At 45.7% G+C, this 21,073-nt stretch carries 15 protein-coding genes; 7 read left to right on the forward strand and 8 right to left on the reverse strand.

Going from position 1 to position 21,073, the window contains the following annotated elements:
* Window positions 1-90: 90 nt before the first annotated feature.
* Window positions 91-759, reverse strand: coding sequence for a carbonate dehydratase (gene can, locus AB6E78_RS12940; RefSeq protein ID WP_017063246.1), 669 nt, complete (start codon window positions 757-759; stop codon window positions 91-93).
* 286 nt (window positions 760-1,045) lie between these two features.
* On the opposite strand from can, the gene AB6E78_RS12945 reads away from it, so the two are divergent.
* From AB6E78_RS12945 to AB6E78_RS12955, 3 genes are all read left to right on the forward strand, one after another.
* Window positions 1,046-2,677, forward strand: a complete 1,632-nt coding sequence (locus AB6E78_RS12945; protein ID WP_017063247.1) for a SulP family inorganic anion transporter — start codon at window positions 1,046-1,048, stop codon at window positions 2,675-2,677.
* A gap of 336 nt (window positions 2,678-3,013) precedes the next feature.
* Complete coding sequence (locus tag AB6E78_RS12950; RefSeq protein ID WP_017059435.1) at window positions 3,014-3,931, forward strand: ABC transporter ATP-binding protein; 918 nt, start codon at window positions 3,014-3,016, stop codon at window positions 3,929-3,931.
* A gap of 1 nt (window position 3,932) precedes the next feature.
* On the forward strand, window positions 3,933-4,703 hold the full coding sequence (locus tag AB6E78_RS12955) for an ABC transporter permease (RefSeq protein ID WP_010435987.1): 771 nt from the start codon (window positions 3,933-3,935) through the stop codon (window positions 4,701-4,703).
* Between the two features lie 85 nt (window positions 4,704-4,788).
* On the opposite strand, the gene panC is transcribed toward AB6E78_RS12955, so the two are convergent.
* The 7 genes from panC to sfsA form a co-directional block, all read right to left on the reverse strand.
* The gene (panC, locus tag AB6E78_RS12960; RefSeq protein WP_017059434.1) at window positions 4,789-5,679 is read right to left on the reverse strand and encodes a pantoate--beta-alanine ligase; all 891 of its coding nucleotides are present in this window, start codon (window positions 5,677-5,679) and stop codon (window positions 4,789-4,791) included.
* An 8-nt stretch (window positions 5,680-5,687) separates the two neighbouring features.
* The gene (gene panB / locus AB6E78_RS12965; RefSeq protein ID WP_017059433.1) at window positions 5,688-6,482 is read right to left on the reverse strand and encodes a 3-methyl-2-oxobutanoate hydroxymethyltransferase; all 795 of its coding nucleotides are present in this window, start codon (window positions 6,480-6,482) and stop codon (window positions 5,688-5,690) included.
* Window positions 6,483-6,504: 22 nt separating this feature from the next.
* Window positions 6,505-6,990: a 2-amino-4-hydroxy-6-hydroxymethyldihydropteridine diphosphokinase gene (gene folK / locus AB6E78_RS12970; RefSeq protein WP_004735459.1), complete on the reverse strand. Its 486-nt coding sequence runs from the start codon at window positions 6,988-6,990 to the stop codon at window positions 6,505-6,507.
* A complete protein-coding gene (gene pcnB / locus AB6E78_RS12975) occupies window positions 6,987-8,342 on the reverse strand; it encodes a polynucleotide adenylyltransferase PcnB (protein ID WP_017063249.1) in 1,356 nt (451 codons plus the stop codon). Before pcnB ends, folK begins: the two co-directional genes overlap by 4 nt.
* Before the next feature lie 183 nt (window positions 8,343-8,525).
* A complete protein-coding gene (gene gluQRS, locus AB6E78_RS12980; RefSeq protein ID WP_136973777.1) occupies window positions 8,526-9,401 on the reverse strand; it encodes a tRNA glutamyl-Q(34) synthetase GluQRS in 876 nt (291 codons plus the stop codon).
* Window positions 9,402-9,580: 179 nt separating this feature from the next.
* Window positions 9,581-10,027, reverse strand: a complete 447-nt coding sequence (dksA, locus tag AB6E78_RS12985; RefSeq protein WP_017059430.1) for an RNA polymerase-binding protein DksA — start codon at window positions 10,025-10,027, stop codon at window positions 9,581-9,583.
* Window positions 10,028-10,162: 135 nt separating this feature from the next.
* Window positions 10,163-10,888: a DNA/RNA nuclease SfsA gene (gene sfsA / locus AB6E78_RS12990; protein ID WP_048612328.1), complete on the reverse strand. Its 726-nt coding sequence runs from the start codon at window positions 10,886-10,888 to the stop codon at window positions 10,163-10,165.
* A gap of 34 nt (window positions 10,889-10,922) precedes the next feature.
* Here sfsA and hrpB point away from each other — a divergent pair, with 34 nt between their 5' ends.
* The 4 genes from hrpB (at window position 10,923) to acnB (ending at window position 21,050) form a co-directional block, all read left to right on the forward strand.
* Window positions 10,923-13,421 (forward strand): ATP-dependent helicase HrpB, encoded by a 2,499-nt coding sequence (hrpB, locus tag AB6E78_RS12995; protein WP_372054859.1) that lies wholly within the window; start codon window positions 10,923-10,925, stop codon window positions 13,419-13,421.
* Window positions 13,418-15,817 carry a penicillin-binding protein 1B gene (gene mrcB, locus AB6E78_RS13000; RefSeq protein WP_017063253.1) on the forward strand — a complete coding sequence of 800 codons (2,400 nt, stop codon included), beginning with the start codon at window positions 13,418-13,420 and terminating at the stop codon, window positions 15,815-15,817. Before hrpB ends, mrcB begins: the two co-directional genes overlap by 4 nt.
* Before the next feature lie 38 nt (window positions 15,818-15,855).
* Entirely contained in the window at window positions 15,856-18,189 is a 2,334-nt protein-coding gene (locus AB6E78_RS13005; protein WP_372133766.1) for a patatin-like phospholipase family protein, read from the forward strand.
* Window positions 18,190-18,461: 272 nt separating this feature from the next.
* The gene (gene acnB, locus AB6E78_RS13010) at window positions 18,462-21,050 is read left to right on the forward strand and encodes a bifunctional aconitate hydratase 2/2-methylisocitrate dehydratase (RefSeq protein WP_372133767.1); all 2,589 of its coding nucleotides are present in this window, start codon (window positions 18,462-18,464) and stop codon (window positions 21,048-21,050) included.
* The last annotated feature ends 23 nt before the right edge of the window (window positions 21,051-21,073 follow it).

Consider the following 21,073-nt stretch of genomic DNA (forward strand, 5'->3'; position numbering starts at 1 on the left):
TTTGGACATAAAAAGACCCCCAATAATTGGTGTCCAACTATTGGGGGTCAGTTCATTGATGCGGGCTTTTTGTATATATGACGGAATGGGTTAGCTTTGTTGACTAAGAAGAGGCGTCGTTAAGATCTTGTTTAATGCATCTAAGTGACTGTTCTCTAAAGTATCGTTACTTGAGCAACGTACGCCAAGGTCCTGTAGCTTGCCATCGCCAATACCATAAACCACACCATGGATTTCAACGTCTTGGCCACGCTCCCACGCATTTTGCATAATGGTTGAGTTACCTAGGTTATAAACCTGTTCTGCGACGTTAATTTCGCATAACTTGTCACCCCATTGTTCACGAGGAAGCCCCTCGATTTGCTTGCGGTATTTTAGGTAATTGTCACGGATGTGCAGTAACCAGTTGTTGATAAGACCAAGTTTCGGGTTATCAATCGCCGCGTTAACACCGCCACAACCGTAGTGACCACAGACAATAATGTGTTTCACTTTAAGCACATCTACTGCGTACTGAACAACAGATAGACAGTTTAGGTCTGTATGAACCACTTGGTTGGCCACGTTTCGGTGAACAAACAGTTCTCCAGAATATAAGCCAGTCAGGCGCTCGGCTGGAACTCGGCTATCTGAACAACCTATCCATAGAAAACCAGGGCTTTGACCCTCTTCAAGCGTTGTAAAATACTCAGGTCTTTCAGAGCGAATTTCTTCAGACCATTTGGAATTGTTCTCAAAAAGCTGTTTTATTTCTGGCATCTTGCTTCTTACATCCCTCAATTAAGATGCTTAACTATACACAATGTTACAAATTCAATCTCGTAAAAACTGCGTCAAAATGTACTCATCTGACGTGTTCTAGTACGGAAAATCATAAACTTAGCCCACTATCAATAATCCGGTTATAAGACATGAATAATGTGATTGAATTAACACTTTCTGAACACTTGATACATTTGCTAAAGTGATAAGGTTTGTCATTTCATCATCAGGAAGGTGTGTTTTGTTTGGAAGTCGTTTTACGGATATCAATCTCAAAGGGGATATGTTTGGCGGTGTAACTACAGCCATCATCTCGTTACCTTTAGCATTGGCATTTGGTGTTGCTTCTGGCGCGGGAGCTGAAGCTGGCTTGTGGGGCGCCATTATGGTTGGCCTATTTGCAGCATTGTTTGGCGGTTCGAGTAGTTTGATTTCTGAACCTACCGGCCCGATGACGGTGATCATGACTGCCGTAATGACGAGTATGGTTGCTAAATATCCTGAAACGGGTATGGCAATGACCTTTACTGTCGTGATGATGGCCGGTGCATTCCAGATATTACTTGGTACGTTAAAGCTAGGAAAATACGTCACTTTGATGCCATATAGCGTGATCTCCGGATTCATGTCGGGCATTGGCGTTATTCTGATTATCTTGCAGCTGTCTCCATTGTTAGGGCATGCCGCTCCATCCGGTGGTGTAATGGGCACGCTCTCTGCTTTACCTGATACGCTAGCAAACTTAAAAGTGAGTGAGCTATTTCTAGGTGCTCTGACACTCGGTATTCTTTTTGGCTTCCCCGCTAAGTATCGTAAGTATGTGCCTGCTCAACTGGTCGCGTTAGTGGCTGTAACGCTCTTGTCCGTCATTATTTTTGATACCGACTCTATTCGCCGTATTGGTGAAATCCCAGCTGGTTTACCTTCCCTCGTTATCCCTACGATCAGCGCTGAACAGTTTACTACTATGGTTATCGATGCCTTGGTGCTTGGTACATTAGGTTGTATTGATACGCTTTTGACCGCGGTTATCGGAGATTCATTGACTCGTAAAGAGCATGACTCAGACAAAGAGCTTCGTGGTCAAGGCATTGCCAATATGATCTCTGGCCTGTTTGGTGCACTACCTGGCGCGGGTGCTACTATGGGGACTGTAACCAATATTCAGGTGGGAGCGCGTTCTCCGCTTTCAGGTGTTATTCGAGCTTTAGTACTTGCGCTCGTGGTATTGGTTGCAGGTGGTTTAACAGAACCGATTCCTATGGCAGTGCTGGCTGGTATCGCGATGTATGTTGGTTTCAATATCCTAGATTGGAGCTTTATCCAGCGCGCGCACAAGGTTAGCTATGCCGGCATGGGCGTGATGTACGGCGTGATGCTATTGACTGTGTTTGTTGACTTGATTATTGCCGTTGGACTGGGTGTGTTTATCTCGAATATTCTGATTATTGAAAGATTAAGCCGAGAGCAAGCCAGACAAGTTAAGGCGATCAGTGATGGTGATGATGAAGACGATATCCCATTGACTGATAGCGAACGTCAGTTACTCGATAGTGCCAATGGTAAGGTGCTATTCTTCTACCTATCAGGGCCGATGATATTCAGCGTTTCAAAGGCGATTTCACGTCAGCACTCAAGTATCTCTGACTATGAAGCGATGATTCTAGACCTGACAGATGTACCTATGATTGATGTCACTGTTGGCCTAGCGCTAGAGAATGCGATTAAAGATGCATTGGATGCGCAGTGTGAGGTGTATCTGCTGTGTCCTAATGAGAATACTCGTCAACAACTAGAGAAGTTCCACGTGATTGACCTAGTACCTGAATCCAACACTTATCGATTCAGATATGAAGCCCTGACGGCAGCAACAAGCTATGTCGACAGAGATGAGCATCAATTTGAGTCAGTTTAATTTTTCAGTAATAAGCTGATATGAATGACCTGATATGAATAAGCCATAGACGCTCACTTCAAGACTGATCATTAATGCCGTTAAGTGAATCACTTAGCGGCATTTTTATATTTATTGAACGTTGATTTAGTCTTCACCTAGCCAAGACGCTTATTTGTTTTCGAAAGAAACTCTCACACGATATTTGTATTAATCGTCAATCAACGATAAACTTGTTTGCAAAATGGCCGAGTTAACAAGTTTGGGTTAGTTTTCTGCTAGCTCGTTTTAAGCATTACTCTCTTCCTCAAGCTCGGTCGTCTACATCTTATCTATAGCAAATGGCAGTCTATCTCTATGTATGCATTAGAAATTGAGCAATTAAGAAAAACTTATGCTGGGGGCTTCGAGGCTCTTAAGGGCGTTAGTTTACAAGTAGAAAAAGGCGACTTTTACGCACTACTTGGTCCCAATGGTGCGGGTAAATCAACCACCATTGGTGTTATCTCTTCACTGGTAAATAAAACGTCAGGCAAGGTTAAAGTGTTCGGCTACGACATTGATACCGATCTGGAATTGGCGAAGCAGAACTTAGGCCTTGTGCCTCAAGAGTTTAACTTTAACCCGTTTGAAACCGTTGAACAGATCGTGCTGCAACAAGCGGGTTATTACGGCGTGCCAAAAGCATTAGCGAAAGAGCGAGCGAAAAAGTACCTATCTCAACTCGATCTGTGGGAAAAGCGTGGCGAACGCGCGCGTAACTTGTCTGGTGGTATGAAGCGTCGTTTGATGATCGCGCGTGCATTGATGCATGAACCTCATTTGTTGATCCTTGATGAACCGACAGCAGGCGTTGATATTGAACTACGTCGTTCAATGTGGGAATTCCTAAAAGAGATCAATGAGAAGCAGGGCATTACCATTATCTTGACCACGCACTACCTAGAAGAAGCAGAAATGCTGTGTCGCAACATTGGTATCATCAATCGCGGTGAGCTGATTGAGAACACAACAATGAAAGCGCTGTTGGGCAAATTGAGTGCTGAGACCTTTATTCTGGATCTGGAAGAGGGCACGACTGAACCTAAGCTTGAAGGCGTGAATAGCCAAGTGATGGTCAATGGCTCGCTAGAAATCGAAATCGACAAGAACCTAGGTTTGAATACCATCTTTGCTCAATTGAGCGAGCAACAGGTTAAAGTCCTCTCTATGCGTAACAAAGCAAACCGTCTAGAAGAGCTATTTGTGAGTATCGTCCGTGAGGGGAGTAAATAATATGTACAGCCTATATTGGACCGCTTTCTGCAGTTTGTTGACCAAAGAGATCAATCGCTTTACTCGTATCTGGGTGCAGACTCTGGTGCCGCCAGCGATTACCATGACGCTTTACTTCATCATCTTCGGTAACCTGATTGGTGCGCGTATTGGTGAAATGAACGGCTTTAGCTACATGGAATACATTGTTCCCGGTCTGATCATGATGTCGGTGATCACCAACTCATATTCCAACGTTGCTTCATCGTTCTTTAGTGCCAAGTTCCAGAAGAACATTGAAGAGCTGCTTGTAGCGCCTGTTCCTAACTACGTGATTATCGCCGGCTTCGTAATGGGTGGTGTGGTTCGTGGCTTGTTAGTGGGTACCATAGTAACCTTCGTGTCGTTGTTCTTTGTCGACTTACAAGTTGACCATTGGGGCGTGATCATTGCGACGGTATTTTTAACGTCGGTAGTATTCGCTTTGGGTGGCTTGATTAACGCGGTATTCGCACGCACGTTTGATGATATCTCTATTATCCCAACCTTTATCTTAACGCCGCTGACGTACCTTGGTGGTGTGTTCTACTCGATCAGTCTATTGCCTGAATTCTGGCAAGGTGTATCGAAGTTGAACCCTATCGTGTACATGGTTAACGCGTTCAGATATGGCTTCTTGGGTGTGTCTGATGTGGGGATCGTGACGTCGTTTGGCGTACTAGGTGTGTTTATCGTGCTGTTGTATGGCATTGCACACTACCTAGTGACAAAGGGTATTGGCTTACGTAGCTAACCTTTGGTTCATCTAAGTAACAGGTAAAGAAAAAGGTCGATATAACATCGACCTTTTTTTGTTTTGCGTTAAGAGCAGAAGCCGACTATTCAGTCGTTTCTTCTTTCACTTCTTCTTTGGTTTCCGTTACCAAATCGAGAACTTGGTTATCGATAAGACGCGTCTTACCTAGGAAAGCCGACATTAGAATCACTGCTTGAGTTGATTCTGAAGTGATCGCTTGCAGAGTTTTAGCATCACAAATGAAGATTTCGTCAGGTTGAAGATCTGCAGCGCGTAGCTGGTCAGTAGCATCTTCAATCACTGATGCGTAATCATCGCGACCACCACGAATAGCGCTGCTGATCCAGCGCATAGTACGCGCTAAAACGGGCGCTCGTTGGCGCTCGTCAATCGTTAGGTTGCTATTGCGAGAGCTCATTGCCAAACCATCCATTTCACGAACGGTCGCAACGCCGACAACTTCAATGTCTAATGCTAAATCAGTGGTCATCTGGCGAATAACAGCAAGTTGCTGAAAGTCTTTCTCGCCGAAGCATGCAAAGTCTGGCTGAACGATATTAAACAGTTTAGTGACAATGGTTGATACACCACGGAAGTGACCTGGACGAGAGGCACCTTCAAGCATGTGAGATATGCCAGGGACCTCAACAAACGTCTGCTTGTCTAATCCATCTGGGTACATCACCTCTGGCGTTGGTGTAAATACTAGCTCAACCCCTTCACCTGTTAGTTTGCTTAAATCTGCTTCTAACGTTCGAGGGTAGTTGTTTAGGTCGTCTGCACGGTCAAACTGCATTGGGTTTACAAAGATGCTTACCACAACGATGTCGGCCAGTTCACGAGCTTTCTTTACCAGAGTCAGGTGGCCTTCATGCAGGTTTCCCATTGTCGGTACAAAAGCAACCGTACGTCCATCACGCTTAAACTGTTTAATCTGCTCACGAAGAGCCGCTATTTCAGCAAAAGTTTGCATACTTACTCCTAAGCGATTGTATGAGCTTCATCAGGGAAGCGCGCGCTCTCTACTTCTTCTTTGTATAGAGCTACTGCCTTACGCATATCACCTGTTTCTGCTAGGAAGTTCTTAGAGAACTTCGGCATGTAGTTCGCAGAAATACCGAACATGTCATGCATAACCAAGATCTGACCATCGGTAACATTACCTGCGCCGATACCGATAACCGGTACGTCACAAGCTTCTGTAATTCGTTTTGCCAATGAAGCTGGCACACATTCAAGTAGAACGATTTGAGCGCCTGCGTTTTGCAGTGCTAACGCGTCAGCAACCATTTTGTCGGCTTGCTCGTCGTCACGACCTTGAATCTTGTAACCACCAAAGATGTTCACAGATTGAGGCGTTAAGCCTAAGTGCGCACATACTGGTACTGCGCGTTCTGTTAGCATTTTCACAGTATCAACCAACCAGCTTCCGCCTTCGATTTTTACCATGTTCGCGCCAGCACGCATCAAGGTAGCTGCGCTCTCACAAGCTTGTTCTGGCGTTGCGTAGCTCATGAAAGGCATGTCAGCCATAAGAAGACAGTTCGGGCTACCAGCACGCACTGAGCGAGTATGGTAAGCAATGTCTTCAACAGTTACTGGTAATGTATCGTTATGGCCTTGTAAAACCATACCCAGTGAATCACCGACAAGCAGAACTGGCATTTCTTGGCTTTCGAATAATTGAGCAAAGCTCGCATCATAAGCTGTCGAAGTCGCGAATTTACGGCCTTCACGTTTGCATTTGATCAGGTCGTTAATGGTTACTTTTTTCATTGGTTTTCCTTAATGCGCTTGGCTATTGTTGCCAAACATTGAGCCCGTTCTTATCTACTATTTTCAGTAGTTCTGTCAGCTCAGTCCCATCAGGGAGTTGTAAACTTGGTGCGATTTCAGCAAGCGGGTAGAGTACAAACTCTCGTTCTTTCATTCCATAATGAGGAACGATTAAGCGCTCTGAATCGATCACCTCATTGCCGTATAGCACAATGTCGAGATCCAAGGTTCTTGGTCCCCAACGTTCGTCTTTACGGACACGCCCTTGCTCTAGTTCGATCTTTTGAGTGCAATCAAGCAGTTCAATTGGCGTTAATTCGGTTTGGATAGCGACTACCGCGTTGATGTAGTCTGGTTGATTTTGCGGTCCCATTGGAGTGCTACTATATAGCTGAGAGGTCGCAATAAACGTTGATCGCGGTAGGCTTTTTAGCGTTTCGATAGCCAAATTTGCTTGGCTAACTGGGTCGGCAAGGTTGCTGCCGACCGCAATGTAAGCAGTTATCATTCTGATTGCTTACTCTTTTTGTTTCGGTAAGTCTTACGGCGACGATGGCCTGACTTTGATGGTGCTGCAACGTCGTTAGCCATTGCTTGACGCATGTTACGACCTGCAGTCTGATAACGCTCCCACCATTTTGCTAACTCTTTGGTTTCGCCACCTTCAATCTCACCACGCATTTCTAGGAAATCGTAGCCTGCACGGAATTTGTTTAATTCCATTAGACGAACAGCGCGTTTACCGTTGCGACGAGGCAGTCGAAGTTGCAGTTGCCAAACTTCGCGAATGGTTGCTGTGTGACGACGAGGAATCGCAATAGACTTTACTTGCTGATCTAGAATGATGTTACTCGCTTCCATGATCGCATCGTAGTGTGCCATACCCTGTTCAGCGACAAGTTTGTCTGCCAGCTTGTTCATTGGGTACCAAAGCATAGCTGCGAACATGAATGCTGGGTTTACTCGCTTACCATCTTCGATGCGAAGGTCGGTTGAATCGAGAACCAAATCAAGCATCTGCTCTGTGTGTGAGTCGTAATCTTCGGTGAAGTGCTCCGCTACCGTTGGGAACATCTGTTGGAATAGATTGTACTCGCGCATCAAGTGGTATGTTTCTAAACCGTGACCTGATTGCAGTAATTTCAGAGACTCTTCGTAAAGGCGCGCTGCTGGGATATCTCTTAGAAGGTGAGCTAACTCTTCAATCGGGTCAGCCGTGTCTTCTTCGATGTCGAAATCCAGTTTAGCGGCGAAGCGCATTGCACGTAGCATACGTACTGGGTCTTCGCGGTAACGCGTTTCTGGATCGCCAATCAGGCGGATCAGTTTATCTTCTAAATCTTCTACACCACCCGCGTAATCGTGGATGCTGTAGTCTGCAATGTTGTAGTACATCGCGTTGATTGTGAAATCACGACGCTCTGCATCTTCATCAACACTGCCGTACACGTTATCGCGAAGTAGCATGCCTTCTTTCGATTGTGCAGAAACGTTCTTCGATGGTTCTTGGTGGTGACCACGGAAAGTTGCCACTTCAATGATGTCGCGACCAAACATGATATGTGCCAAGCGGAAACGGCGACCGATAAGACGACAGTTTCTGAAGAGGTGTTTGATTTGCTCTGGCGTTGCGTTGGTCGCAATATCAAAATCTTTTGGCTGAGAGCCTAATAAGATATCGCGCACACCACCACCGACTAGAAATGCGTCAAAACCCGCACCATTCAGGCGATATAGCACTTTTAGTGCGTTGTCGCTGATCTGCTTGCGTGAAATATTGTGCTCTTGACGAGTATAAATATTCAGAGCTAATTCGTGGAATCCGCGTTGTTCGCTTGGGGTATTGTCGTTTGTATTCATTAGTTTAGAACAAAGTAGGTATCGCCAACTTTGTTTTTCTCTTAGTCCAAAGTGGTAGTGCAGAGTTTAATTGCGGCTAATAATAGCTTAGCGCGAGCCATTTGAGAACATCGTCTGCTTAACCACAGTGGTTGGTTATGGCATTTTTATGTGTCGTTTTTGCTATTTGCCGTGAGTTTCGAGCTAATTACAGTGCTCTTTTTGTAAACTATCAGGTAACTGACTGACGTTCCATTGTTGGCAGCCCCACAATAAAATCTCATCCATTGAAGCCTCATAAAGGGCCGTCGGGATATCAAAACCTAAGAATCGCATCGCGTTGAGTAACGTTGGTTTTGGGTTGTCTAGATCTATCGCGGTGGCATGGTTCTGTTTTGACAGTTTATTCCCCAAGCCATCGGTTGCCAATGGTAAGTGCAAGTAGCTCACTGTTTTTTGCTTGAGCGTCTTATACAAACTGATTTGTCGACCTGTTGGTTCTATCAGGTCTGCGCCTCTTACGACTTCTGTTACTCCTTGGTCGATGTCATCAAGAACAACGGCCAAGTTATAGGCAAACAATCCATCTCTGCGTTTAATAATAAAATCTTCTTCAGCTAGTGCTTTAGGGATTTGAATGGTGCCGTGGCGAACATCATCAAAGGACTCCACTGGAAAGTCCATGCACAAGCGCACCGCCTGTTCACCTGAATCGATTAGGTCTACATCTCGACAGTGACCATTGTAAAAGCCGCCCAAAGCCTTTATCTGCTTGCGGGTGCATTGGCAGTAGTAGGCTTGATTGTCAGCAACCCATTGATCGATTTGAGCTTGATACAAGTCATGACGTTGGCTTTGATAGACGACTTCACCATCCCAAAATAGATGGTAAGCCTCAAGCGTCTTAAGAATGAGGTCTGCAGCACCGGCCATTTCTCTTGGTGGGTCGAGGTCTTCCATACGAACTAACCATTTTCCTTGGTTAGATTTCGCTTGAAAGTAGCTACCAAGAGCAGCAACAAGTGAGCCAAAATGAAGAGGACCTGACGGTGATGGTGCAAAGCGCCCGATATAATTCATGAGTGAACAACCTAATCTAAATGGTACCGCAGTAGCCGATTCTTAAGACGTTTGACAAGAGCTTTAATGCCTAGAACTAAGGCTTAAAGCTGCTATTTACTATCAAGCGTGTGAAATACTTCGCTTGGATAACAAACAAAAAAGGGAGCCAAGGCTCCCTTTCTTTACATCTGCAAGAATTAACCTTGCATCTGTTTTTCTTTGATCTCTGCAAGTGTTTTACAGTCAATACAAAGATCAGCAGTTGGACGAGCTTCAAGGCGACGAATGCCAATCTCGATACCGCAAGAATCACAGAAGCCGAAATCGTCTTCTTCGATCTTGTCTAATGTCTTCTCAATTTTTTTGATAAGACGACGTTCACGGTCACGGTTACGTAACTCTAAGCTGAATTCTTCTTCTTGAGAAGCACGGTCAACTGGGTCTGGGAAATTCGCTGCTTCGTCCTGCATGTGGTGCACAGTACGATCAACTTCTTCCCTGAGCTGGTTGCGCCAAGCTGCTAAAATTTTTGTAAAATGTTCCGTTTGCTCAAGTGACATGTACTCTTCACCTGGCTTCTCTTGGTACGGTTCAACACCTGCGATGGCTAGGATGCCTAGCGCTTTTTTCTTAGATTCTGGCATACAGCATCTCCTATTTACACCTAGTCAACTGCAAAGCAGCTAATTTTAAGGCGGGTATCTATAGCAGAAAGAACGAATGGTGGCAAATACTCTTATTCAAACTTGCAATCAATGTGATTAGTTCAGCATCTTTGCTTAGCTATTGATAAATTCAACAGCTTGTTTTAGTTGTATTTGAGTACTGCTGAGCTCTGCTTTATAGCAAAGCACTTCAACTCCAGCGTCTTGTGCTTGTTTTAGTAATAACGAATATTTGGCGTCTATATGGTGTGCCGCAGACACTTTTTCAATACCTGAATGTAAAACAGTGAATAAAAGTACGGCTCTATTTCCAGATTCGACCATTTCTGTGAGTTCACGCAGATGTTTTTGGCCTCTGGTTGTGACCGCATCAGGGAAAAAACCTTGCCCTTTAGTTGACGTTTCTAGCTCGTCGAGCAAAGTGACGCTTTTCACTTCGATATAGCAAGGCGGCTTTTCGTTATCTTCAAGCAGAATATCAATGCGACTATTCTCGCTGCCATATTTCACTTCGGTTCGTAACGCGTTATAACCTAAGAGTTCAACTATAGTCCCATTTTCAATTGCTTCCACCGCTAGCTGGTTTGCCCGCGCAGTATTTACACAAATACGATGACCTTTGTCTGTTTCTGAGATCTCCCAGCTGTTTGGGTACTTTCTTTTTGCATTATCGGAGGTTGAGTACCACACCGTATTGCCAGGAGTCGCACATCCTGTCATTGCTCCAGTGTTAGCGCAGTGAATAGTGCGTTCGCTGCCGTCAGGAAGTTGGATGTCAGTGAGAAAGCGTTTATAGCGTTTAATAAGAGTCGCTGGCTCTAATGGCGGATTGAAGTGCATATTACTTATTTAGACAGGTAGGTTTTTATGTACAATGTTGCCAACATTACACCACAAGGTTCTCCCATTGCCACAACTGCCCATAGAAGCTGTGATGCCAGATCTGCTCGCTGGCGTAGAAACACACACTCAACTTATTCTAAAGGCCGCTCCCGGTGCGGGTAAGTCAACATTCTTCCCTTTACAGTTAGTTAAGACCAACGCCGTTCAAGGCAAAATCATCATGCTTGAACCGAGGCGTTTAGCGGCAAGGAATATTGCCACTTACTTAGCGAGCCAATTGGGAGAAAAGGTGGGAGAGAGCATTGGCTTTAGAGTTCGTGGTGAATCTAAAAGCAGCAGTACGACTCGCTTAGAGATTGTTACTGAAGGGATCATGACAAGAATGATCCAAACCGACCCTGAATTGACAGGGGTTGATATGGTGATCTTTGATGAATTTCATGAGCGCAGCATTCACGCAGATACCGCATTGGCGTTTAGCTTAGAGATCCAAGAGGCGTTGCGTGACGATCTGAAAGTGGTAGTGATGTCGGCAACTTTAGATCAACAAGCTCTGCAAACTTTGCTGCCGAATGCCAAATACGTTGAATCACAAGGTCGCACCTTTCCGGTCGATTTCCGTTATCAGCCTCTTAACGCAAATGAATATCTAGCCCCTAAAATGGCTAACGTGATTCGCTCTCTGATGGAGAAAGAGTCAGGCTCACTTCTGGCCTTTTTGCCGGGCGTTTCTGCGATTAAGCAGGTGGAATCTCAACTAGAACAATTCGCCAATGATATCGATGTGTGTCCTCTGTATGGGCAACTCAGCTTTTCTCAACAGCAGAAAGCGATCGCGCCATCAGAGAAAGGGCGTCGAAAGGTGGTGTTAGCGACCAATATTGCTGAGACTTCTTTGACGATTGAAGGTATTCGATTGGTGGTTGATTCCGGGCTTGAACGTGTGGCGAAGTTCGATCTGAAAACCGGTATTACTAAGCTTGAGCAAGTGAAAATCTCGCAATCTTCAGCTGAACAACGAGCGGGCCGTGCGGGACGAATTGAAGAGGGCTTGTGCGTTCGTTTGTACAGCGAAACGCAGCTGATGCAGCAACCAGCTATACCAGAACCTGAAATTCTTCATTCTGATTTGTCTTCGCTGGTGTCTGAATTGACGCAATGGGGCGCTGCGAGTGCTGATGAACTGCAATGGTTAGACGTTCCACCCAAAGCTTCTATCGGGCAAGCCAAGCAACTCTTACAGACTCTTGAATTGTTAGACGATAATGGTCAATTTACGGCATTAGGAAAACAGGTCCAACGTTTAGGTCTAGAGCCTCGTATTGCCAGCATGTTGGTTAAAGCGCAGCAAGGTAGTCCTGCTCTGTTGAATGTCGCGATTGTTGCTGCTGCTTTGCTGGAAGAGCCGGAGCGCAATGTGACGGATATTCAACACTCTTTGCATCGACTTAAGCAAAGAAAACATTCCAAAAATAGCGTTGTGATGCAGCGAGCGAAAAGTCTCGCGAGCAAACTCAATCATCACTTAGATTTGTCACAAGCTGACGAATCATTGCTACCATTAGTGCTTTGTTTTGCCTTCCCAGACCGGATTGCACAAGTGAGAAGCGCGACCAGCAGTGCTTTCCTTTTGGCGAATGGCCACGGTGCTGAGGTTCGTGATGATGATCCACTGGCGAACAATAACTATATCGTAGTGATTGATTTGATGCGCAGCACAGGGCGAGCCAGTCAGATTTTCTTAGCCACCGCGGTTGATATCGCACAGTTAGAAGCTGAATTTCCAAAACTGTTTGTGCGTTCCGATTACGCCGATTGGGATGAGAAACGTGGCCGTTTAGTTGCTGAGCAGCGTGTATCTCTGGGCAAGTTGATTATCAGCACCAAAGCTTTACCTGATCCCGATGCGAATCAGGCGAGCCAAGCGCTGCTCAATTATGTCGCTCGATGTGGGTTGGATCGCTTAAATTGGACAGCTTCGGCTAAGCAGTTGGTTGAGCGTGTACGTAGTGCAGAGCTTTGGATGCCTGAGCATGATTGGCCAGCGATGGACGATGCGAGTTTGATTGAACACCTTGATGAGTGGCTATCTCCCTATCTGAATGGCATTAAGTCGGCAAAAGGACTGTCTAGTGTTTCGATTGAGCAAGCATTGTCGGCTTATCTTGGTTGGCCTTTGAATCAAGAAATCGACCAATGGTTGCCAACGCACTATCTGATGCCAACAGGCAGCAAGAAGGCCATTCGTTATCAATATCAATCTGAACCAGTGATCTCAGTGCGAATGCAGGAAGTCTTTGGCGAACAAGACTCGCCATTGATCGCGCAAGGGCGTAAAAAAGTAGTGCTTGAGCTCCTTTCTCCAGCACAGCGACCACTACAAATTACTCAAGATTTAGCTGGCTTTTGGGCTGGCGCGTACAAAGAAGTACAAAAAGAGATGAAGGGCCGTTACCCAAAACATCCTTGGCCGGATGACCCTGCTAACCATGTAGCAACCACTAAAACCAAACGACAGTTGAATCGATGATGACCAAAATGTTAACGCCAAAAAAGGCACCACCTAAAAAAGCGCCAGCAAAGAAGTCACCAGCGACCAAAGCCAAGCCAAGAAAACCAAGAGCGGCTGCGAAAAAGACCAAACCTAAGGCTAAGAAATCTGGCAAAAGAGGTTGGTTGAAGATCCTATGGGGCATTTCTTGGAAAGCGGGCTTAGCGCTTGCGGCATTGCTGTTGTTCGTCGGTATTTATCTTGATTCTGTGGTCAAACAGCGCTTTGAAGGTCAGCTGTTTGATTTGCCAACCGTGGTTTATGCGCGAGTGCTAGACCTGTCTCCGGGAACTCCGGTGAGTTTGGTTCAGGTTAAGAATGAGCTCGATGTACTTAATTACCGTAAGGTGAACGCGCCTCGTCACCCAGGCGAATACTCTTCTTCTTCGACCAAGATTGAAATGATTCGTCGTCCGTTCGAGTTTGTTGATGGACCGGAAGCGGATCGTCATGTGATGCTGCACTTCAATGGTAACGAATTAACTCGCATTCAGTCGCTGGAGAAGAAAGGCGACATGGGCTACCTGCGTGTTGAACCGAAAATGCTTGGCATGCTTGAGAAAAGTAACGATGAGCAGCGCCTGTTCTTAAAACGCAATCAGTTCCCAGAAGTGATGGTTGATGCCTTACTGGCAACCGAAGACCGAAACTTCTATCAACACGATGGTGTGTCGCCACTGGCCATCGCTCGTGCAATGGTCGTTAACGTCAAAGCTGGGCGAACGGTACAAGGTGGTAGTACGCTGACACAACAGTTGGCAAAAAACCTGTTCCTGTCCAGTGAACGTACATTGTGGCGTAAGGTTCGTGAAGCCTACATTGCACTTATCTTAGACCATCGTTACAGCAAAGACCGTATCCTAGAGGCTTACTTAAATGAGGTTTATCTTGGACAGAATGGTGGGCAAGCGATTCATGGCTTCGGTTTAGCGTCTCGTTTGTATTTTGGTCAACCTATTCAAGAGCTGCGCATCGATCAGCTAGCACTGCTGGTGGGTATGGTGAAAGGACCGTCGTATTACAATCCGGTTCGCTATCCTGAGCGTGCTAAGACTCGACGCGATCTGGTTCTTCGCTTATTGATGCAACAAGACATCTTAACTCCGCGACAATACGAAGAGGCGGCGAGTCGTGATTTGGATATTCAAGACAACCCACGCATTGCTAGCCGTCAGCCCGCTTATTTCCAACAAGTAAACATTGAGCTTAAGAAGTATGTCGGCGATCGATTTGAGGCGAAAAAAGGGATTCGAGTCTTTACCTCTCTGGATCCGGTATCTCAAGACAAGTTAGAGAAGTCGATTGCTCGTAAGGTGCCTGATTTATCGAAAACCGCAGGTAATAAGCTGGAAGCAGCAGCTATTGCCGTGGATAGAAATACCGGTGAAATCCGGGCGATGGTCGGTGGTAAGCGTACTGGCTACGATGGCTTTAACCGTGCCTTGAACGCGAGTCGCCCAATTGGTTCTTTGGTCAAGCCTGCAATTTACTTAACCGCACTAGAGCAGCCTCAGAAGTACACGTTGGCGACAACATTGAAAGACACGCCACTGAGCTTGAAAGGCAGTAAAGGTAGCGTGTGGAGCCCGAGAAACTTCGATCGTAAGTTCCGTGGCGATGTGCCTTTGTATGTGGCGCTTTCTAAGTCTTACAACGTACCTACTGTTCGTTTAGGCATGCAATTAGGCATTGATAGTGTCTCGGATACGATTGGAAAACTGGGGGTCGATAAAAATGAGATTCGCCCAGTGCCGTCGATGTTTTTGGGTTCGTTCTCACTGACTCCGTTCCAAGTTGCGCAGATGTATCAAACCATTACCAATTCTGGGCGTATAGCACCTTTGTCTGCGCTTCGCTCAGTTGTTGATAACGATGGCGAGGTTCTGTATCAGTCGATCCCTCGTGTATCACAAAGCGTTGACCAGCAAGCCGCTTGGCTTACAACCTATGCAATGAAACGTGGCGTGTCGGAAGGCACGGGCCGTTTCCTACAAGGTCAGTTTGCATGGGCAGGGTTAGCTGGTAAAACTGGCACTAGTAATGACAGCCGAGACAGTTGGTTCGTGGGCGTAGATGGCCGTGAAGTGACGACCATCTGGCTAGGACGTGATGATAATAAGCCGACTAAGCTTACTGGTTCGAGTGGTGCGTTACGTGTTTATGCCGATTATCTCAAACAGAGAACACCCGAGCAGTTATTACTGCCTTGGCCGACAGGAATTGTCACCGCTAACTTTACTCGAACTTCTGAAGGGGCTTTAGAGTTTGATTGTGATGGTGCAGTTAAACTGCCACTTTGGGATGAGGGTGGAAACATTAAAAAGGGCTGTGAAAGTCAACCAAAACAGTGGCTAAAGAAGCTTTTTCAGTGGTAAAGTCGTAACAAGAAAGAATGACAAGGACAGTTAAAATAATGATTTCTCGTTGGTTAGTGAGTGGCTTAGGTGTTGTCGGTACTGTGATCAGTTTTCAGCTGTTTGCATCCACCGCGACACAGGTTGATCAATCTCAGCAGGCTGAACAAGCTCATAAAAGACCAACCGTTGCTGTTGTGCTTGCTGGTGGAGGAGCCAAAGGAGCGGCTCACATTGGTGTACTTAAAGCGCTAGAAGAGATGCAAATTCCGGTCGATTACATTACTGGTACCAGCATGGGTTCTTACGTTGGTGGGCTTTATGCGACAGGGATGAGTGCTGATGAGATTGAAAGTTTTATTTATACGGTTGATTGGAATCGCGGCTATCGTGATCGCGTTAACCGTAGTGATCGCCGAGTGCGTGACAAAGAATATGAAGACCGTTACCAACTTAACACCGATCTCGGTTTAGGTTGGGGCGAAATCAAAGCTAGGAAAGGTGTGGTTCAAGGTCAGAATATGTTGCGTATTCTGCGTGAGACCACAGGTAACCTATCTCCACTCGACTCTTTTGACCATCTTGCTATTCCCTACCGTTCAGTCGCAACCGACATTATTGAGCTTGAAGAAGTGGTCATCGACCATGGTCACCTTGTTGATGCGATGATGGCCAGTATGTCAGTTCCCGGCGCGCTTCCCCCTTATTCCTTAGATGGTCGAATGCTGGTTGATGGTGGTGTCACCAATAACATGCCAGTCGACGTTGCCAGAGCGATGGGCGCGGACATTGTCATTGCGGTGGATATCAGTACCAATTACAAAGGCAAAGAAGACTTCACGAATTTTCTAGCCGCAGCTGACCAACTCTCTAATTATCTTGTTCAACGCAGCACCCAAGAGCAAGCTGAAACTTTAACAGACGATGATGTCTTCCTGCGCCCAGATGTTGGGGAAATGGAGACGACAGAATTTGATAAAATGCCATCGGCTTTCCTCGCGGGCTATGAAGCTGCTAAGCAGCATACTGATGAACTTTCTAAGCTATCGCTCTCAAATGCCGATTATCAGCATTATATCGAGGACAAACAAAAAGCGCGCAGACAGCTAAAACACGGCGATAAGACCGTCGTTGACCGAGTTGTTATCAATAACAATACCCACTATTCCGATAAGCTGATCGAAAACCGTTTAAACCTTGATTCAGGTGAGATTCTGAAGACCAGTGAAATTGAATCTAAAGTACAAGACCTCTATGCGCTAGATAGATTCGAGTTGGTGACTTATGAATTTGACACGGTAGATGGCGAGGAGCAACTGCTGGTCGATGTGAACGAAAAATCTTGGGGGCCAAACTACCTCAACTTTCGATTCTTTCTTGAAGATGATTTCTCTACTACAAGCCAATACTCGCTCGGTGTCTCAGCCAACTTTACTGATATTAATAAGCATGGTGCAGAGCTAAGAACCAATATCGAGATGGGAACGGACAAGCGAATTGAAGCGGAACTTTACTCGCCATTCTTTTCGAGTCAAAAGCTGTTTACTTCGGCATCGGTTGTTTACAGCAAAGAGAACAGAAACCTACCCGCAGATATTGATGATATTGAAGAACCGACACTGGACGTAACGAAAGATTATCTCCCTATGACGTATAGTGAATATGTCGGTGAATTGGCATTAGGCTATCAACCAACCTTGTGGCAGGAGCTGACATTTGGTGTTCGTTATACAGATGGGGATGTTGAGGTTTCTTCGTTACCTTCATTGGGCAGTGGTGGCTACAAGCGTATTGGTGGCTTCATGGGTTACCGACTGGATACTTTGGATAATTTCAGCTTACCGACCAAGGGTTACTTTGTCGATTTAGAGTACCTCGTTTCTCATGATGATTTTGATAATGACAGCTCTCTTGGTGAATCGGATTTAACGTCTGAGAGTGATACGGTTTATGAGTTTTCGGCCAATTTCATGGCAGCAAAGAGTATTGAGAAGCATACTTTAGTCGCAAAGCTGGATTACGGTATTGTAGAGAGCAAAAATTCGATTTTCCCTATTGATCCCAAAGAGCTTGGTGGCTTCTTAAACCTGTCAGGTATTCCAAGGAATAGTATGATTGGTCAGAACTTGGCTTACACCAGCCTTATTTATCGTTATAAGTGGTTTGAAAATGACTTCGGCCTTTTTAAATCACCATTCTACGTGGGCGCATCCATTGAGCATGGTGGTGTTTGGTCGAACAATGATTTGAGTATTGATGAAGCGCCAATGTACACCGCGGGTTCTGTTTTCGCGGGTGTTGATTCTCCAATCGGGCCGATCATTTTAGCTTATGGCCGAACCGAAGATAATTTCGATTCGGTGTATCTGATTGTAGGTACGTCCTACAAATAATCATGCGCAGAGTCGCCATTTAAGTGCGTAATTAGGCAAAAATAGTGGGACTTTCGTCTTAACTTGCTATGTTGGTCAAAATGATAAGATTTTAATTTAACGTTAAATTTGCTATTCTACCGCCCACAGTTTGGCCTCTATGACGCCGCTCATCAATACAAATTGAATGACAAAAATGGCAATGGAGAGCCAAGTTTCCAAGGATGTTCACTTCTTTATTTTACTAACAATTATGAAGGGAAGAAGTGAACCGCAATGAGAGGAAAAAAGTCGTGCTTGAAGCCTACCGTAAACACGTCGAAGAACGTGCTGCCGAAGGAGTTGTTCCAAAACCACTAGATGCTGAGCAGGTAGCTGGCCTAGTTGAACTTCTGAAGAATCCACCTCAAGGTGAAGAAGAAATCATTCTTGACCTACTAGAAAATCGCATTCCACCGGGTGTAGATGAAGCTGCTTACGTAAAAGCTGGCTTCCTTACGGCTATCACTAAAGGTGAAGTAGCTTCGCCACTAGTAAGCAAAGCAAAAGCTGCAGAACTGCTTGGTACCATGCAAGGCGGTTACAACATCGAATCTCTAGTATCTCTACTAGACGATGCTGAGCTTGCTCCAATCGCTGTTAAAGCGCTATCTCATACTCTACTGATGTTCGATACGTTCTATGACGTAGAAGAGAAAGCGAAAGCTGGCAATGCTGCTGCACAACAAGTACTTCAATCTTGGGCTGATGCTGAATGGTTTACAGCGAAAGATAAAGTAGCAGAAAAAATCACAGTAAAAGTATTTAAAGTCACTGGTGAAACGAACACCGATGACCTATCTCCAGCGCCTGATGCATGGTCACGTCCTGACATCCCAGTACACGCGAAAGCGATGCTGAAGATGGAACGTGATGGCATTACTCCTGATGAACAGGGTAGCGTTGGTCCAATCAAACAAATTGAAGAAATGCAAAAAGATGGCATTCCACTGGCTTACGTTGGTGATGTTGTTGGTACAGGTTCTTCACGTAAATCGGCAACAAACTCAGTACTTTGGTTCATGGGTGAAGATATCCCATTCGTACCAAACAAGCGTACTGGCGGTGTTTGTCTTGGTGGTAAAATTGCACCAATCTTCTACAACACAATGGAAGATTCAGGCGCACTACCCATTGAACTGAACGTACAAGACATGAACATGGGCGATATCATTGATATCTACCCGTACGAAGGTGTTGTTCACAAGAACGGTTCTGTGATCTCAAACTTTGAGCTAAGCAAAGTACTTCTTGATGAAGTGCGTGCTGGTGGCCGTATTCCACTGATCATCGGTCGTGGTCTAACGGGTCGTGCTCGTGACGCTCTAGGTCTAGCTGAAACGGATCTGTTTGCTAAACCAATCGATCCATCTGCATCTGATAAAGGCTACACGCTAGCTCAGAAGATGGTTGGTAAAGCATGTGGCGTTGAAGGTGTTCGTGCTGGTCAGTACTGTGAACCTAAAATGACGACAGTCGGTTCTCAAGATACGACCGGTCCTATGACTCGTGATGAGCTTAAAGATCTGGCGTGTCTTGGTTTCTCTGCAGACCTTGTAATGCAGTCTTTCTGTCACACATCGGCATACCCTAAACCTGTCGATGTAAACACTCACCATACGCTACCTGATTTCATCATGAATCGTGCGGGTGTTTCACTTCGTCCGGGTGATGGCGTTATCCACTCATGGCTAAACCGTATGCTTCTTCCTGATACTGTAGGTACAGGTGGTGACTCGCATACTCGTTTCCCTCTAGGTATTTCATTCCCTGCGGGTTCTGGCTTGGTAGCATTTGCTGCAGCAACAGGCGTTATGCCTCTTGATATGCCTGAATCTATCTTGGTTCGCTTTAAAGGTGAAATGCAACCGGGTATCACGCTACGTGACCTAGTACATGCCATTCCTCTTTACGGCATCAAGCAAGGCCTACTAACGGTAGAGAAAGCCGGTAAGATCAACGAATTCTCTGGTCGTGTACTAGAAATTGAAGGTGTTGAGCACTTATCTGTTGAGCAAGCATTTGAGCTTTCTGATGCATCTGCTGAGCGTTCTGCTGCAGGTTGTACCGTTAAGCTTTCTGAAGAGTCTATCTCTGAGTACTTGAACTCGAACATCGTGATGCTGAAGTGGATGATCGCTGAAGGTTACGGTGATGTTCGTACGATTGAGCGTCGTATTACAGCAATGGAAGAGTGGCTAGCTAACCCTGAGTTGCTGTCTGCTGATTCAGATGCGGAATACGCGCACGTTATCGAGATTGACCTTGCTGATATCGATCAACCAATCCTATGTGCACCAAACGATCCAGATGATGCTCGTCTTCTATCTGACGTTCAAGGCACAGAGATTCAAGAAGTGTTCATCGGTTCTTGTATGACCAACATCGGCCACTTCCGTGCCGCTGGTAAGATGCTAGAAGAGTTTAACGGCTCGCTAAATACTCGCCTATGGGTGGCTCCGCCAACGAAGATGGATAAAGACCAACTGACAGAAGAAGGCTACTACGGCATCTTCGGTCGTGCTGGGGTACGTATCGAAACTCCTGGCTGTTCACTATGTATGGGTAACCAAGCTCGTGTTGCTGATGCTTCGACGGTTATGTCGACGTCAACGCGTAACTTCCCGAACCGCTTAGGTAATGGCGCGAACGTTTATCTGGCTTCTGCTGAGCTTTCTGCTGTTGGCGCGATTCTAGGTCGCATCCCAACGAAAGAAGAGTACTTAGAGTACGCTGAGAAGATTAATGCAACCGCTGCTGATACATACCGTTACCTGAACTTCCATAAAATGGGTCAGTACACGGAAAAAGCAGACACGGTTATCTTCCAAGAGCCTGCGTAACGTCTGATTTTGTTGTAAATATA

This window comes from Vibrio sp. 10N.247.310.98 (genome assembly GCF_041467395.1).
GTDB lineage: Bacteria > Pseudomonadota > Gammaproteobacteria > Enterobacterales > Vibrionaceae > Vibrio > Vibrio crassostreae_C.

Coding starts and splice junctions, on each gene's coding strand:
- gluQRS (WP_136973777.1), bottom strand. CDS start 9,401: ATGAATTATATCGGGCGCTTTGCACCATCACCGTCAGGTCCTCTTCAT.
- dksA (WP_017059430.1), bottom strand. CDS start 10,027: ATGCCAGAATCTAAGAAAAAAGCGCTAGGCATCCTAGCCATCGCAGGT.
- mrcB (WP_017063253.1), top strand. CDS start 13,418: ATGATGACCAAAATGTTAACGCCAAAAAAGGCACCACCTAAAAAAGCG.
- sfsA (WP_048612328.1), bottom strand. CDS start 10,888: ATGCACTTCAATCCGCCATTAGAGCCAGCGACTCTTATTAAACGCTAT.
- pcnB (WP_017063249.1), bottom strand. CDS start 8,342: ATGAATACAAACGACAATACCCCAAGCGAACAACGCGGATTCCACGAA.
- panC (WP_017059434.1), bottom strand. CDS start 5,679: ATGCAAACTTTTGCTGAAATAGCGGCTCTTCGTGAGCAGATTAAACAG.
- can (WP_017063246.1), bottom strand. CDS start 759: ATGCCAGAAATAAAACAGCTTTTTGAGAACAATTCCAAATGGTCTGAA.
- AB6E78_RS12955 (WP_010435987.1), top strand. CDS start 3,933: ATGTACAGCCTATATTGGACCGCTTTCTGCAGTTTGTTGACCAAAGAG.
- AB6E78_RS13005 (WP_372133766.1), top strand. CDS start 15,856: ATGATTTCTCGTTGGTTAGTGAGTGGCTTAGGTGTTGTCGGTACTGTG.
- AB6E78_RS12945 (WP_017063247.1), top strand. CDS start 1,046: ATGTTTGGCGGTGTAACTACAGCCATCATCTCGTTACCTTTAGCATTG.
- panB (WP_017059433.1), bottom strand. CDS start 6,482: ATGAAAAAAGTAACCATTAACGACCTGATCAAATGCAAACGTGAAGGC.
- hrpB (WP_372054859.1), top strand. CDS start 10,923: ATGTTGCCAACATTACACCACAAGGTTCTCCCATTGCCACAACTGCCC.
- AB6E78_RS12950 (WP_017059435.1), top strand. CDS start 3,014: ATGTATGCATTAGAAATTGAGCAATTAAGAAAAACTTATGCTGGGGGC.
- folK (WP_004735459.1), bottom strand. CDS start 6,990: ATGATAACTGCTTACATTGCGGTCGGCAGCAACCTTGCCGACCCAGTT.